This is a genomic window from Micromonospora sp. NPDC049580 (assembly GCF_040675595.1).
GTDB lineage: Bacteria > Actinomycetota > Actinomycetes > Mycobacteriales > Micromonosporaceae > Micromonospora.
In genome coordinates, this window is record NZ_JBFAPG010000114.1 from 1 (window position 1) to 14,260 (window position 14,260).

Consider the following 14,260-nt stretch of genomic DNA (forward strand, 5'->3'; position numbering starts at 1 on the left):
GTCGGCGGGGGTGCCGACGTAGACTGGCACTCGTTACAGTCGAGTGCCAGGACGGCCGTCGGCCCCGGGTGGGCCGCCGGCCGACGTGCGACAGGAGGTGCGGAGGATGGGTCTGGACGACCGCAAGCTCGCCGTGCTCCGCGCCATCGTCGAGGACTACGTCTCCACCCAGGAGCCGGTCGGCAGCAAGGCGCTGGTCGAGCGCCACCAGCTCGGGGTCTCCCCGGCGACGGTCCGCAACGACATGGCCGTGCTGGAGGAGGAGGGCTACATCCGGCAGCCGCACACCAGTGCCGGCCGGGTGCCCACCGACCGCGGCTACCGCCTCTTCGTCGACCGGCTGTCCCGGGTCAAGCCGCTCAGTCCCGCCGAACGTCGGGCCATCGAGCGCTTCCTCGTCGGCGCGGTCGATCTCGACGACGTGGTGCACCGCACCGTACGCCTGCTCGCCCAGCTCACCCGGCAGGTGGCCGTCGTGCAGTACCCGAGCCTGGCCCGCTCCTCGGTGCGGCACCTGGAGCTGGTGCCGATCTCCACCACCCGGCTGATGCTCGTCATGATCGCCGACACCGGGCGGGTCGAGCAGCGGCTGGTGGAGCTGCCCGGCCCGGTCCCCGCCGACGACGTCACCGACCTGCGCCGGCTCGTCAACGAGAAGCTCGCCGGCGCCCGGCTGTCCGAGACCCCGCCGCTGGTGCAGGCGCTGGTCGAGGAGGCGCCGGCCGAGCTGCGTCCGGCGATGACCACCCTCTCCACCGTCCTGCTGGAGACGCTTGTCGAGCGGCACGAGGAACGCATCGCCCTGGCCGGCACCGCCAACCTCACCCGGGGCGGCCTGCTCGACTTCCAGGGCTCGCTGCGACCCATCCTGGAGGCGCTGGAGGAGGAGGTCGTGCTGCTCAAGCTCATCGGCGAGACCGAGCCCAGCACGACCCGGGTCCTGATCGGCGACGAGAACGAGTTCGACAACCTGCGCGCCGCCTCGGTGGTCAGCACCGGGTACGGCCCGGGTGCCACCATCGTGGGCGGCCTCGGCGTGTTGGGGCCCACCCGCATGGACTACCCCGGCACCATCGCCACGGTGCGCGCCGTGGCACGCTACGTGGGCGAGCTGCTGGCCCAGAACTGACCAGTCAGGGCCGACGGCCGGCTGCGGCCGCCGGTCGGCGTAACGCGAGACGAACATGAGGACACGGAACGCAGTGGCCAGGGACTACTACGGCATCCTCGGTGTCAGCCGGGAAGCCTCCGATGACGAGATCAAGCGCGCCTACCGCAAGCTGGCACGCCAGTTCCACCCGGACGTCAATCCGGACCCGGAGGCCCAGGAGAAGTTCAAGGACATCAACGCCGCGTACGAGGTCCTCTCGGACGACCGCAAGCGGCAGATCGTCGACCTGGGTGGCGACCCGCTCGCCCCGGGAGGCGGCGGCGCGGGCGGCCCGGGTGGCCCGGGCGGAGCCGGCCCGTTCGTCGGCTTCCAGGACATCATGGACGCGTTCTTCGGCGGCGCGGCAGGTGGCGCCCGTGGCCCACGGCCGCGGACCCGGCCGGGCGCCGACGCGATCCTGCGGCTCGAACTCGACCTGCACGAGACGGCGTTCGGCGTCGAGGCCCCGATCACCGTCGACACCGCGGTGCTCTGCACCACCTGCTCGGGCGCCGGCACGGCGGCCGGCACACACCTGGCCACCTGCGAGGCGTGCGGCGGTCGGGGCGAGGTGCAGTCGGTGCAGCGCACCTTCCTCGGCCAGGTGGTCTCCGCCCGGCCGTGCACCGTCTGCCAGGGCTACGGCACGACCATCCCGCACCCCTGCCCCACCTGTGCCGGCGACGGCCGGGTGCGCACCCGCCGTTCGCTCACCGTCAAGATCCCGGCCGGTGTCGAGGACGGCATGCGGATCCGGCTGGCCCAGCAGGGCGAGGTCGGCCCGGGCGGCGGCACCGCCGGTGACCTCTACGTGGAGATCCACGAGAGGCCGCACGACGTCTACTCCCGCAAGGGCGACGACCTGCACTGCCGGGTCACCGTGCCGATGACCGCCGCCGCGCTGGGCACCCGGCTCACCATCAAGACGCTGGACAGCGAGGAGACCGTCGACGTCAAGGCCGGCACCCAGCCGGCCAGCACGCTGCGGCTACGCGCCCGGGGTGTGCCGCACCTGCGCGGCACCGGCCGGGGTGACCTCTACGTGCACCTCGACGTCCGGACGCCCACCAAGCTCGACCCCGACCAGGAGAAGATGCTGCGCGACTTCGCCAAGACCCGGGGTGAGGAGGTCGCCGAGCTGACCAAGCAGGGCGGCTTCTTCTCCCGGATGCGCGACGCGTTCAACGGCCACGCCTGACGTGTCCGCGCCGCTCTTCCTGGTCGACGCGCTGCCCACCGGCGACGCGCTGACCCTCGACGGCCCCGAGGGGCACCACGCCGCCACCGTGCAACGGCTGCGCGTCGGCGAGGAGCTGCTGCTCGCCGACGGGCGGGGCGGCACGGCCGCCGCCGTGGTCACCGCCGTCGGCCGGGGCAGCCTGGAGGTCGCCGTCACCTCCCGGGGGTACGCGGACGCGCCCGTACCCCGGATCGTCACCGTGCAGGGCATCGCCAAGGGTGACCGGGGCGAGCTGGCCGTGCAGGCGATGACCGAGGTCGGGGTGGACGAGATCGTGCCCTGGGCGGCGTCGCGCTCGGTGGCCCAGTGGCGCGGCGACCGGGGCGTACGGGCCCGCGAGAAGTGGGTCGCCACCGCCCGCGAGGCGGCGAAGCAGGCCCGCCGGCCCTGGCTGCCGGTGGTGGCCGGCGCGCCGGACGAGTCCACCGCGACGGTCGCCCGCCGCATCGCCGGCGCCGCCGCCGGGTTCGTCCTGCACGAGGAGGCCGAGGAGCGGCTCACCACCGCCGACCTGCCCTCCATCGGCGAGATCGTCCTGGTCGTCGGCCCCGAGGGCGGCATCGCTCCGGCCGAGTTGACCGCCTTCCGCGAGGCCGGCGGCCGGCCGGTACGCCTCGGGCCGGAGGTGCTGCGGACCTCCACGGCCGGCATGGCCGCGCTCAGCGTGCTCGCCACCCGCCTCGGCCGCTGGTAGTCCCACCGCTAGCTGTGGTGACTCGTGTAGCTGTGGTGACTCGTGCCCCGACCCAGGCATCCCACCTTGTCCGCGTCCTTTGCTCTGCTTCAACTGAGGCAACAGTTTCGGCCGTTGAGTGTTGCGGTGGTTGAAGCAGAGCAAAGGACGTGATGAGCAGGCGGGAGGCCCTGGCCGGTGGCGGCGCGGGCTGGCGGGTGGTCAGGTGCGCAGGTAGGAGGCGCCGTTGAGGTCGACGATCGTGCCGGAGGCCCACTCGGCCTCGGGGGACGCCAGCCAGTGCACCGCGGCGGCGATCTCCTCCGGCCGGGCCACCCGGTCGAACGGGCTCTGCGCCCGGATCGCCGCGCCCTCCGCACCGCTCAGGTACTCGGTGACCATGTCGGTCGCCACGAAGCCCGGCGCGACGGTGGCGACCGTGATGCCGTACGGCGCGAGGGCCACGGCGAGGGACTGGCCCAGCGCGTTGAGCCCCGCCTTGCTGGCCCCGTACGCCGGCTGGTGCGGCTCGCCGCGGAACGCGCCCCGGGACGACACGTTGACGATCCGGCCGCCACGCTCGCGCAGGTGCTGGGCGGCGCACCAGATGACGTTGCCGGCGCCGGTCAGGTTGGTCTCCACCACCTGCCGCCAGCGCTGCTGCCACTGCTCGTAGGAGGCGCCGAAGATCGGGTGCGGGTCGTCCCGGTCGCCGTACGTCCCGGCGTTGTTGACCAGCACGTCCAGCCCGCCGAGCAGTTCGGCGGCCCGGTCGACCATGGCCCGGACGGCGTCCGGGTCGGTGAGGTCGGCGCGGACCACCACGTGCCCCGAGCCGGGCAGGCCCGCGCGCAGCTCCTCGGCCGCGTCGCCGGAGTCGCGGTGGTGGATGGCCACCCGGTCGCCGCTGGCGGCGAACGCCTCCACCACCGCGCGGCCGATGCCGCGCGAGGAACCGGTCACCAGTACCGCCCGATCCGTCATGCCGGCCATCCTGCCTCAGCCGTGCCCCGCGTCCTTACACTGCCCCGATGGGATCCGACTGCCTGTTCTGCCGCATCGTCGCCGGGGAGATTCCGGCCACCGTGGTCCGGGAGACCGCCACCACGCTCGCCTTCCGCGACATCGACCCGAAGGCCCCGGTGCACGTCCTGGTCATTCCGAAGGAGCACTACGCCGACGTCGCCACGCTCGCCGAGGGTGACCCGGCGCTGGCCGGTGCGGTGCTCGCCACGGCCGCCGCGGTGGCCGATGACGAGGGGCTGCTCGGCGACGGGTTCCGGCTGATGTTCAACACCGGGGTGTACGGCGGGCAGGAGGTGTTCCACGCGCACGCGCACCTGCTCGGTGGCGCGCCGCTCGGCCCGATGCTCGCCCGGGACCTGGCGTGACGGCCGGCCCGTACGCGCACGACCGGTTGGGCCGGCTGGTCCGCCGGGTGCAGGCCGATGCCCGGGTGCCGGCGGTGTCGGCGGCGCTGCACCGGGCCGACCGACCGCTGTGGAGCTGCACTGTCGGGGGCACCGGCACCGACAGCCCCTTGGGTCCGGGCACCCAGTTCCGGATCGGCTCGGTCACCAAGACCTTCACGGCGGTGCTCACCCTCCAGTGCCGCGACGACGGGCTGCTGGACCTGGACGACCCGGTGGGCCGGCACCTGGACCTTCCCGCACACGGCGGGCTGACCGTGCGCCGGCTGCTGTCGCACACCGGCGGACTGCAACGCGAGCCGTTCGGTGACGTCTGGGACACCCTGAACGCGCCGAACGCCGAGCAGTTGGTGGCCGGGCTGGACCGCGCCGAGCGGGTGTTGCCCACCGGCCGGCGTTTCCACTACTCCAACCTGGGCCTCGCCGTGCTCGGCCTGCTGGTCGGTCGGCTGCGCGGGGGCAGCTGGGCGGAGGTGCTCGCCGAGCGGGTGCTGACGCCGCTGGGGCTGACCGACACGACCGTGACCCCTCGGCCCTCGGCGGCCACCGGCTACCTGGTCGACGCGTACTCCGACGAGGCGCACCCGGAGCCGCCGACCGACTTCGGCGCGGTGGGCCCGGCCGCCCAGCTCTGGAGCACCGCGACCGACATGGCCCGCTGGGCGGCGTTCCTCGCCGACCCGGCGGCGCTCGACCCGGCCGGAGCGGTGCTCGCCCCGGGCACCCTGGACGAGATGCGCTGGCCGTTGACCACGACCGACGAGACGCTCTGGGGCGCCGGCTTCGGGCTCGGCCTGATCCTCGTCCCGCAGGGCGAGCGGGTGGTGCACGTGGGGCACGACGGGGCGATGCCCGGCTTCCTGGCCGGCGTGTACGGCCGGCGGGGTGGCGACGGCACGGCCGGCGCGATGGGCGCCGCGGTGCTCGGCTCGTCCGGCACAGCGGCCGAGTTGCTCGAACTGCCGCACCGGCTGCTCACCGAGGCGGTCGAGCACGATCCCGCCGACATCGAGCCGTGGACGCCCGGCGCACCCGCTCCGGCGGCCCTGCGGGGGGTGCTCGGCCGCTGGTGGGGCGAGGGTTTCGAGTACGTCTTCTCCTGGCACGACGGCGCCCTGCGGGCGCGCGGGGGCGGGGATGCGGCCGGCCGCCCCCCGGCGGTCTTCGCACCGCTGCCGGACCGGCCGGACGTGTTCCGGACCGTCTCCGGCCGGGAGGTCGGCGAGCTGCTGCGGCTGACCCGGGACGAAGCTCAGACGGTGGTCCGGATGCACTGGGCGACCTACCGGTTCACCCGCCACCAGGAGACCTTCGACCGGTACGACTTCCGGGCCGGGAGTTGATCGCGGCCAGCGGAAATGGGCGCGATGCGGCCCGCGTTGACCCGATACGATGGGTGTAACGTCCGCACGCCGTGCCAGCAGGGCCGGCGCCGAGATCGAGAGCAGGTGCGCAGGGCCCTTCGGCCCGACCTATGACCGGCACCCCACCTCCCGGCCCGCCCCGGGTGCAGACCAGGATCACCGTGCCCGACTCCAAGATCATGGTCAATCTGCTCGGCGCGGGCGACGAGATCCTGCGACTCGTCGAACGCTCGGTCGCCAGTGACGTGCACGTCCGGGGCAACGAGATCACGATCACCGGCGCCCCCGCGGACAACGCCCTCGCCGAGCGGGTCTTCAGTGAGCTGCTCGAACTCATCGAGAAAGGCGAGACCCTGACCACTGACGCCGTCCGGCGTACCGTCGGCATGCTCGAGCAGGGCAGCGCCGAGCGGCCCGCCGAGGTCCTGACCCTCGACATCCTCTCCCGTCGCGGGCGCACCATCCGCCCCAAGACGCTCGGGCAGAAGCGGTACGTCGACGCGATCGACTCGAACACCATCGTCTTCGGCATCGGCCCGGCCGGCACCGGCAAGACCTACCTGGCGATGGCGAAGGCCGTCCAGGCGCTCCAGGCCAAGCAGGTCAACCGCATCATCCTGACCCGACCGGCGGTCGAGGCGGGGGAGCGGCTGGGCTTCCTGCCCGGCACGCTCAACGAGAAGATCGACCCGTACCTGCGCCCGCTCTACGACGCGCTGCACGACATGCTCGACCCGGAGTCGATCCCGAAGCTGATGGCCGCCGGGACGATCGAGGTCGCGCCCCTGGCGTACATGCGGGGCAGGACGTTGAATGACGCGTTCATCATCTTGGACGAGGCGCAGAACACGACGCCCGAGCAGATGAAGATGTTCCTCACCCGACTCGGCTTCAACTCCAAGATCGTCGTGACGGGTGACATCACCCAGGTGGACCTTCCCGGCGGGACGAGCAGCGGCCTGCGGGTGGTCCGGGAGATCCTGGAGAACGTCGACGACGTGCACTTCTCCCAGTTGTCCAGCTCCGACGTGGTTCGCCACCGGCTGGTCGGGGAAATCGTCGACGCGTACGCCCGCTGGGACGCCGAGCGGGAGACCCAGCAGGCGCAGGGCGTCCACGCCGTTCCCGGGCGACCCGCCCAGGGCGGCCGGTCCGGCCGCCGCCGCTAAAGCAGAGGAAAGCAGTTGTCCATCGAGATCGCCAACGAGTCCGGTGTCGAGGTCGACACCGACGCCGTGCTCGCCGTCGCCCGGCACGCCCTCGACGAGATGGGGGTCAACCCCCTCGCCGAGCTCTCCGTGCTGCTGGTCGACATCGACTACATGACCGAGCTGAACCACCGCTGGATGGGTGGGGACGGCCCGACCGACGTGCTCGCCTTCCCGATGGACGAGGGAAGCGTCGACCACGGTCCGGGCGAGAGCGCCCCCGCCGGCGGCGAGCCGGCCCTGCTCGGTGACATCGTGCTCTGCCCCGAGGTCGCGGCCAAGCAGGCGGCGACCGCCGGGCACGCCTCAGCCGACGAGCTGCACCTGCTCACCGTTCACGGGGTGCTGCACCTGCTCGGCTACGACCACGCCGAGCCGGAGGAGGAGCGCGAGATGTTCGCTCTGCAGGCTCGACTGCTGGCGAGCTGGCGGTCGACCCGCACCCAGTGATGTCCACTCCTTCGTTACTCGCGGTCGGCCCCACGGCCGGCCTTCCCGACCTGCAACTGATCGTCTTCGCGGCGGGCCTGGTGGTGCTGGGCGGTGTGATCGCCATGACCGAGGCGGCGCTCGCCGCGGTCTCGCCGGCCCGGGCCGCCGAGCTGGCCCGGGACGGCGTGCGCGGCGCCCGGACCCTCCAGGTCGTGGCCTCGGACGTCGTCCGGCACCTCAATCTGCTGCTGTTGCTGCGGCTGCTCGCCGAGCTGACCGCCACCACGCTGGTGGCGTTGGTCGCGGTGGACAGCTTCGGCGCCGGCTGGCGTGCCGCGCTGGTCACCGCCGGCGCGATGACCGTGGTCAGCTTCGTGGTGGTCGGTGTCGCGCCGCGCACCATCGGCCGGCAGCACGCGTACGCGGTGGGCCGGGCGGTCGCGCCGCTGGTCCGCTGGCTGGGCCGCGCGCTCAACCCCCTCGCGTCGCTGCTCATCCTGATCGGCAACGCGGTCACCCCGGGGCGCGGCTTCCGGGAGGGGCCGTTCGCCAGCCAGGTGGAGCTGCGTGAGCTGGTGGACCTGGCCGAGCAGCGCGGCGTCGTGGAGCACGGCGAGCGTCAGATGATCCATTCGGTCTTCGCGCTCGGCGACACCATCGCCCGCGAGGTGATGGTCCCGCGTACCGAGATGGTGTGGATCGAGGAGGGCAAGACCCTCGCCCAGGCGTTGGTGCTCTTCCTGCGGTCGGGTTTCTCCCGCATTCCGGTGATCGGGGAGAGCGTCGACGACGTGCTCGGGGTGCTCTACCTCAAGGACCTGATCCGGCGGTCGCGGGGCGGCGACCCGGACGCCGAGCAGTTGCCAGTGGCCGAGCTGATGCGCCCGGCCACCTTCGTCCCGGAGTCCAAGCCGGTCGACGATCTGCTGTCGGAGATGCAGGCGGCCCGCAACCACCTGGTCATCGTGGTCGACGAGTACGGCGGCACCGGTGGTCTGGTCACCATCGAGGACATCCTGGAGGAAATCGTCGGTGAGATCACCGACGAGTACGATGTCGAACGCCCGCCGGTCGAACGCCTCGCGGACTCCTCGGTGCGGGTGACCGCCCGCCTGCCGGTGGAGAACCTGGGCGAGATGTTCGGCGCCGATCTGCCCACCGACGAGGTGGAGACGGTCGGTGGCCTGCTCGCCCAGTCGCTGGGACGGGTGCCGATCCCCGGAGCGCAGGCCGAGGTGGCCGGCCTCCGGCTGGTCGCCGAGGGCACCACGGGCCGGCGCAACCGGATCGACACCGTCCTGGTCAGCAGGGTGGAGTCGGGCGACGAGCAGGACAGCACCGGGCGCGGCGACCATGCCGGCCCCGGGGACGACCCGGATCATTACCGAGACGAGGAGAGGCAAGCCGCCGATGCCTGAGACACCCGCCGCGCCCGCCGCCCGGCCCACCCCCACCGCGCCGGGACCGCTGAGCGCCGAGGACGGCAAGCTCGTCGTCCTGGCCCGGGGCGCCCGCGGGCGGGTCGGTGCCGTGGAGGGGGCCGCGGTCCGGGACTCCGACGGCCGGACGTACGCGGCGGCCAGCGTCGCGCTGCCCTCGCTGACTCTCACGGCCCTGCAGTTGGCGGTGGCCTCTGCCGTGGCCGCCGGTGCGGGCCGGTTGGAGGCGGCGGTGGTGGTGACCGAGGCGTCGACGCTTGACGGCGCCGGGCACGCCGCGGTACGCGACCTCGCCGTGGACGCGCCGATCCACGTGGCCGCCCCGGACGGCACCGTGCTCGGCACGGTGACCCAGTGAGCCCCGTCCGGGATCCGGAGCCGCGTCCGTACCGGGCCGGGTTCGGCTGCTTCGTGGGCCGGCCCAACGCCGGCAAGTCCACCCTGACGAACGCCATCGTCGGCACCAAGATCGCGATCACCTCGAACAAGCCGCAGACCACCCGGCACGTCATCCGGGCGGTGCTGCACCGTCCGGAGTCGCAGCTGGTTCTGGTGGACACGCCGGGTCTGCACCGCCCCCGTACGCTGCTCGGTGAGCGCCTCAACGACCTGGTCCGCTCGACCTGGACCGAGGTCGACGTGATCGGCCTGTGCATCCCGGCGGACGAGCCGGTGGGGCGCGGCGACCGGTTCATCACCGGCGAGCTGGCCGAGCTGAAGGCGACGGTGCTGGCGGTGGTCACCAAGACCGACCTGGTGGACAAGCGCCGGCTGGCCGAGCAGTTGCTCGCGGTCAGCGAGCTGGGCGAGTTCGCCGAGATCGTGCCGGTGAGCGCCGTCTCGGGGCATCAGGTGGACACGCTCGTCGACGTGATGACCAAATACCTGCCGCCGTCGCCCCAGCTCTACCCGGACGACATGCTGACCGACGACCCGGAGCAGGTGATGGTCGCCGAGCTGATCCGGGAGGCGGCCCTGGAGGGCGTCCGCGACGAGCTGCCACACTCCATCGCCGTGGTGGTCGAGGAGATGATCCCCGAGGGTCAGGTCATGAAGATCTACGCCGACCTGTACGTGGAACGGCCCAGCCAGAAGGCCATCGTCCTCGGTCACAAGGCGAGCCGGCTCAAGGAGGTCGGCACGAACGCCCGCCGGCAGATCGAGGAGCTGCTGGGCAGCCGGGTCTATCTCGACCTGCACGTGCGGGTCGCGAAGGACTGGCAGCGCGACCCGAGGCAGTTGCGCAAGCTGGGCTTCTGAGCGTCATCCGGCGGCCCTGCTGAGGGGCGGGTGCCGGTCGGCCTGATCGTTTCCGGTCGGCCCCATGGGCAGCCTCACGATCGGCCGGGGTCGGCGTCGTTTGGCGCGCGGGCCGCGAAGGGTAGGGGAGAAAGCACCGCGTCCCCGATCCAGATGCAGGCTGATGCGCAACAGATACCTCGATCTGCTCCGTTTCCTCGCCATCGTCCGGGTGGTCGTCTACCACGTCACCGGCTGGGCGACCCTCACCCTCGTCTTCCCCGCCATGTCGGTGATGTTCGCGCTGGCCGGCTCGTTGATGGCCGCCTCGCTCGCGCGGTCCGGCCCGGTGGCGGTCGGCCGCCGGTTGCGCCGGCTGTTGCCGTCGCTGTGGGTGCTGGCGGCCGTCTTCGTGCCGGCCATGCTGCTCACCGGGCTGGCGCTGTCGCCCCGGGTGCTGCTGTGGCTGTTCCCGATCACCGACCCGCCGGCGAACAACTGGGGCGCCCTGGCGCTGAGCATCATCTGGTACCTGCGGGACTACCTGTGGTTCGTGCTCGCCTCGCCGGTCGCGCTCTGGCTGTTCCGGCGGGCCCCGCTGCCCACCCTGCTCGCCCCGTACGTGGTGCTGGTGACGATCGAGGTGGGGATCTACCCGGCGCCGCCGGTGGTGCGCGAGTTCGGCCTGTACTTCGGCGCGTGGCTGCTCGGCTTCGCCCACCACGCCGGGATGCTGCGTCGACTCACCGGCCGGGTGCTGTACCCGCTGTCGCTGGGCCTCGCGGTCGTCGGCGGGGCCTGGATCGTCACGCATCCCGGCCCGCGCGGGTACGACCTCAACGACAACCACCTCGGCAACGCGCTCTGGTCGGCCGCGTTCATCCTGGTCGTGCTGGGTCGGGCGCCGGCCGGGGTGGCCTGGCTGGAGCGCAGCCGGCTGGCCGAACGGGTGGTGACCGTGTTCAACCGGCGGGCGCTCACCATCTATCTCTGGCACATGCCGTTCGTGGTGGCGCTCACCCCGCTGGTCGACGTGGTCGGCTGGTCGCACCAGGACCCGGTGGGGCTGGCTGTCCGGGTGCTGCTGGTCTTCGCGCTTGTCGGTCTGGTCACCCTGGCCGTCGGCTGGGTCGAGGACGTCGCCGCCCGTCGCCGCCCGGAGCTGATCCCGGGCGGGCCGCCCCGCCCGACCGTCCCGCCGGCCCCCTCCGACGGTGGCCCGGCGGGTCGTCTCGGAGTCGGCGAGACCGTCGGACGGGCGGCCGTACCGGCGCAGCGGGTGTCCGGTGCGGCGGCGACCGTCGAGATCAACGCTGGCTGATCGACACGTCGCCGCTGCCGGCCGAGCCGTCGAGCACCAGGGAGGCGGCCGGGTCGTCGGCGACGGTGATCCGGGCGTCGCCGGAGCCGGTGTTGGAGCGGACCCGGTAACTGCCGGCCGGCACCACCAGCGAGACGTCCCCGCTGGAGGCGTGCAGACGCGCCGAGGCGGCGGTCTCCAGCTCGACGACGACGTTGCCGGAGCCGGCCTCGGCGTCCGTCGTTCCGCCCACGCGGCGAGCCGTGATGTCGCCGGAGCCGGCGCGCAGTCGTACGGCCGAACGGGCCTCGCTCAGCTCGATGTTGCCGGAGCCGGTCTCCACGTCGATCGCACCGGCGACGTCGCTGATCCGCACGTCGCCCGAGCCCAGTCGCAGCTTCACCGCGCCAACCCTGGTCAGCTCGACGTCACCCGAGCCGCTCTCGCCCTGCACGGTCACGCCCTCGGGGACGGTCACCTCGTACGAGACGCTGCACCGGTCGCCGCAGTCGGTGTCCAGCACCAACTCGCTGTCCTTGATCTCGTACCGGGCCTTGGGTTCGCCGCCCTGATAGCGCACGACCCGCTTGATCCGTGCCTCGCCCGCCGTGCCGCCGCCTCGGACGATCACGTCTCCGGAGCCCCCCTGCACCCGGATGGTGCTGATCTTCACCGCCTCGGTGTTGTCGTAGTCGAGCCGGCGGAAGGACAGGTTGTCGCACCCGGCGAGCAGGATGAGGGCGGTGGCCAGCCCCAACGCGACGGGCGCGGTGGCGTGGCGACGACGGGCGGCGGTGGTCTCGTGCAGTGCCATGGCGAGCACGCTACGGCCGGTGACGAGCCGGGCGCATCGGGGTTCGTCCGCGCGTCCACCCCGAACCAACCCTGATTTCACACCCCGAGGGAGAATGGTCCGATGGCCGGGTACCGCCGACAGCTCTACCGCGACGACGCGGTGGTGCTGCGCGTGCAGAAGCTCGGCGAGTCCGACCGGATCATCACGCTGCTCACCCGCCGGCACGGCCGGCTGCGGGCGGTCGCCCGGGGGGTCCGGCGCACGATGAGCAAGTTCGGCGCCCGGCTGGAGCCGTTCGGTCACGTCGACCTCCAACTCGCCGGTGACCCCAAGGGCAACCACGGCAGCTCGCTGCACACGGTCAGCCAGGTCGAGGGCATCGAGCTGTACGGCAAGCGGTTCCTCGGGGACTATCCCCGCTACACGGCGGCCAGCGCGATCGCCGAGACCGCCGAGCGGCTGACGCCGGTCGAGCGGGAGCCGTCGCTGCGGCTGTTCCAGCTCACCGTGGGGGCGTTGAAGGCGCTGTCCCGGGGCGAACACGCGACCACGCTGGTGCTCGACGCGTACCTGCTGCGCGGGATGGCTCTCGCGGGCTGGGCTCCGGCGCTGATCGCCTGCGCGGTCTGCGGCACCCCCGGGCGGCACCGCGCGTTCTCCGTGCCGGCCGGCGGCGCGGTCTGCCCGGACTGCCGGCCGCCCGGCGCGGCCCATCCCGCGCCGGCCACCATCGACCTGATGTCCGCGCTGACCACCGGCGACTGGGTGGTCGCCGACGCCACCGAGACCGGTGTACGTCGGGAGTGCAGCGGGCTGGTCGCGGCGCACCTCCAGTGGCATCTGGAACGCGCGCTACGCTCGCTGCCGCTGGTCGACCGGGGGCCCTCGGTCGCCGGCACGGTCCCGCCGCCGGGCGGCGGTGGGGCTGCGATGCTCCGGCCGCGCGGTGACGTCGAGGCCGGTGCGGACGGCACGAGCAGGGAGAGAGCCGAGTGATCCGATCGATGAGGTCCGGCCGGCGGGAGCCGACGCCACCGACGCCGCACCCGTCCGGTGCCCGGCCGCCGGCGCTGCCGAGCGAGGCGGTGCCGAAGCACGTGGCCGTCGTGATGGACGGCAACGGCCGGTGGGCCAAGGAGCGCGGGTTGCCCCGCACCAAGGGCCACGAGGCGGGGGAGCACAGCCTCTTCGACACCATCGAGGGCGCGATCGAGATGGGCATCCCCTACCTGTCGGCGTACGCGTTCTCCACCGAGAACTGGCGGCGCTCGCCCGACGAGGTCCGGTTCCTGATGGGGTTCAACCGGGACGTGATCCGTCGACGCCGCGACCAGCTGGTCGACCTCGGCGTCCGGGTGGTCTGGTCGGGGCGGCCGGGGCGGTTGTGGAAGAGCGTCATCTCCGAGTTGCAGACCGCCGAGGAGATGTCCCGGGGCAACTCGACGCTGACCCTGCAGTTCTGTGTGAACTACGGCGGGCAGGCCGAGATCGGCGACGCCGCCGCGGCGATCGCCCGGGACGTGGCGGCCGGTCGACTGGACCCGTCGAAGGTCACCGAGAAGACCGTCGCGAAATACCTGTACCACCCGGAGATCCCGGAGGTGGACCTGTTCCTGCGGCCCTCCGGCGAGGAGCGGATCTCCAACTTCCTGCTCTGGCAGACCGCGTACGCCGAGCTGGTCTTCCTGGACACCCTCTGGCCGGACTTCGACCGCCGCCACCTCTGGTACGCGTGCGAGCTGTACGCCCAGCGGGACCGGCGGTTCGGCGGCGCGCTGCCCAACCCGGTCGCCCCGACGGTCTGAGCGAGGCTTATCCACCCGTCACGCTGGGTATCAGGAACGTCAGAAGCCACTGACGGAGGTGAACCCACATGATCCAGAAGCGCATTGCCCAGTGGGCGGTGATGGCGATCGCGGTGCCGTTGGCCGCGGCCGGCGCCCGCCGGCTCAGCCACACCCTGGAGGCCCGGCGTGGTCCCTCCGGGGC

The 14,260-nt window shown here is 72.7% G+C and carries 15 protein-coding genes; 13 read left to right on the top strand and 2 right to left on the bottom strand.

Annotated elements, in window-relative coordinates:
* The first annotated feature begins 106 nt into the window (after positions 1-106).
* From hrcA to AB0J68_RS12570, 3 genes are all read left to right on the top strand, one after another.
* The gene (gene hrcA / locus AB0J68_RS12560) at positions 107-1,129 is read left to right on the top strand and encodes a heat-inducible transcriptional repressor HrcA (RefSeq protein WP_354862040.1); all 1,023 of its coding nucleotides are present in this window, start codon (positions 107-109) and stop codon (positions 1,127-1,129) included.
* Positions 1,130-1,202: 73 nt separating this feature from the next.
* Positions 1,203-2,348, top strand: coding sequence for a molecular chaperone DnaJ (gene dnaJ, locus AB0J68_RS12565; RefSeq protein ID WP_172899204.1), 1,146 nt, complete (start codon positions 1,203-1,205; stop codon positions 2,346-2,348).
* 1 nt (position 2,349) lies between these two features.
* Complete coding sequence (locus AB0J68_RS12570) at positions 2,350-3,084, top strand: 16S rRNA (uracil(1498)-N(3))-methyltransferase (RefSeq protein ID WP_363938285.1); 735 nt, start codon at positions 2,350-2,352, stop codon at positions 3,082-3,084.
* A 201-nt stretch (positions 3,085-3,285) separates the two neighbouring features.
* On the opposite strand, the gene AB0J68_RS12575 is transcribed toward AB0J68_RS12570, so the two are convergent.
* On the bottom strand, positions 3,286-4,047 hold the full coding sequence (locus AB0J68_RS12575) for an SDR family oxidoreductase (RefSeq protein WP_363938288.1): 762 nt from the start codon (positions 4,045-4,047) through the stop codon (positions 3,286-3,288).
* Between the two features lie 47 nt (positions 4,048-4,094).
* On the opposite strand from AB0J68_RS12575, the gene AB0J68_RS12580 reads away from it, so the two are divergent.
* From AB0J68_RS12580 to AB0J68_RS12615, 8 genes are all read left to right on the top strand, one after another.
* Entirely contained in the window at positions 4,095-4,454 is a 360-nt protein-coding gene (locus tag AB0J68_RS12580; RefSeq protein ID WP_354862031.1) for a histidine triad nucleotide-binding protein, read from the top strand.
* Positions 4,451-5,836 (top strand): serine hydrolase domain-containing protein, encoded by a 1,386-nt coding sequence (locus tag AB0J68_RS12585; RefSeq protein WP_363938291.1) that lies wholly within the window; start codon positions 4,451-4,453, stop codon positions 5,834-5,836. Before AB0J68_RS12580 ends, AB0J68_RS12585 begins: the two co-directional genes overlap by 4 nt.
* Positions 5,837-5,967: 131 nt before the next feature.
* Positions 5,968-7,026 (top strand): PhoH family protein, encoded by a 1,059-nt coding sequence (locus tag AB0J68_RS12590; protein ID WP_354862027.1) that lies wholly within the window; start codon positions 5,968-5,970, stop codon positions 7,024-7,026.
* 15 nt (positions 7,027-7,041) lie between these two features.
* Positions 7,042-7,515, top strand: coding sequence for an rRNA maturation RNase YbeY (gene ybeY, locus AB0J68_RS12595; RefSeq protein WP_007463954.1), 474 nt, complete (start codon positions 7,042-7,044; stop codon positions 7,513-7,515).
* Positions 7,491-8,915: a hemolysin family protein gene (locus AB0J68_RS12600; protein ID WP_354862038.1), complete on the top strand. Its 1,425-nt coding sequence runs from the start codon at positions 7,491-7,493 to the stop codon at positions 8,913-8,915. Before ybeY ends, AB0J68_RS12600 begins: the two co-directional genes overlap by 25 nt.
* The gene (locus AB0J68_RS12605) at positions 8,908-9,294 is read left to right on the top strand and encodes a cytidine deaminase (protein ID WP_234587216.1); all 387 of its coding nucleotides are present in this window, start codon (positions 8,908-8,910) and stop codon (positions 9,292-9,294) included. Before AB0J68_RS12600 ends, AB0J68_RS12605 begins: the two co-directional genes overlap by 8 nt.
* Positions 9,291-10,196 carry a GTPase Era gene (era, locus tag AB0J68_RS12610; protein ID WP_354862025.1) on the top strand — a complete coding sequence of 302 codons (906 nt, stop codon included), beginning with the start codon at positions 9,291-9,293 and terminating at the stop codon, positions 10,194-10,196. The genes AB0J68_RS12605 and era overlap by 4 nt, the downstream gene beginning before the upstream one ends.
* Before the next feature lie 163 nt (positions 10,197-10,359).
* The gene (locus tag AB0J68_RS12615; protein ID WP_354862023.1) at positions 10,360-11,496 is read left to right on the top strand and encodes an acyltransferase; all 1,137 of its coding nucleotides are present in this window, start codon (positions 10,360-10,362) and stop codon (positions 11,494-11,496) included.
* Here the strand turns inward: AB0J68_RS12615 and AB0J68_RS12620 are convergent.
* Complete coding sequence (locus AB0J68_RS12620; RefSeq protein ID WP_355067064.1) at positions 11,483-12,289, bottom strand: DUF4097 family beta strand repeat-containing protein; 807 nt, start codon at positions 12,287-12,289, stop codon at positions 11,483-11,485. The two genes, AB0J68_RS12615 and AB0J68_RS12620, sit on opposite strands and share 14 nt — an antisense overlap.
* Positions 12,290-12,391: 102 nt before the next feature.
* Between AB0J68_RS12620 and recO the strand changes: the two genes are divergently transcribed.
* Both recO and AB0J68_RS12630 read left to right on the top strand, forming a co-directional pair.
* The gene (recO, locus tag AB0J68_RS12625) at positions 12,392-13,267 is read left to right on the top strand and encodes a DNA repair protein RecO (protein WP_355067065.1); all 876 of its coding nucleotides are present in this window, start codon (positions 12,392-12,394) and stop codon (positions 13,265-13,267) included.
* Between the two features lie 8 nt (positions 13,268-13,275).
* Positions 13,276-14,076, top strand: a complete 801-nt coding sequence (locus AB0J68_RS12630) for an isoprenyl transferase (protein WP_354862036.1) — start codon at positions 13,276-13,278, stop codon at positions 14,074-14,076.
* The last annotated feature ends 184 nt before the right edge of the window (positions 14,077-14,260 follow it).

Coding starts and splice junctions, on each gene's coding strand:
- hrcA (WP_354862040.1), top strand. CDS start 107: ATGGGTCTGGACGACCGCAAGCTCGCCGTGCTCCGCGCCATCGTCGAG.
- AB0J68_RS12575 (WP_363938288.1), bottom strand. CDS start 4,047: ATGACGGATCGGGCGGTACTGGTGACCGGTTCCTCGCGCGGCATCGGC.
- AB0J68_RS12580 (WP_354862031.1), top strand. CDS start 4,095: ATGGGATCCGACTGCCTGTTCTGCCGCATCGTCGCCGGGGAGATTCCG.
- AB0J68_RS12590 (WP_354862027.1), top strand. CDS start 5,968: ATGACCGGCACCCCACCTCCCGGCCCGCCCCGGGTGCAGACCAGGATC.
- AB0J68_RS12605 (WP_234587216.1), top strand. CDS start 8,908: ATGCCTGAGACACCCGCCGCGCCCGCCGCCCGGCCCACCCCCACCGCG.
- AB0J68_RS12615 (WP_354862023.1), top strand. CDS start 10,360: ATGCGCAACAGATACCTCGATCTGCTCCGTTTCCTCGCCATCGTCCGG.
- AB0J68_RS12620 (WP_355067064.1), bottom strand. CDS start 12,289: ATGGCACTGCACGAGACCACCGCCGCCCGTCGTCGCCACGCCACCGCG.
- recO (WP_355067065.1), top strand. CDS start 12,392: ATGGCCGGGTACCGCCGACAGCTCTACCGCGACGACGCGGTGGTGCTG.
- AB0J68_RS12630 (WP_354862036.1), top strand. CDS start 13,276: ATGAGGTCCGGCCGGCGGGAGCCGACGCCACCGACGCCGCACCCGTCC.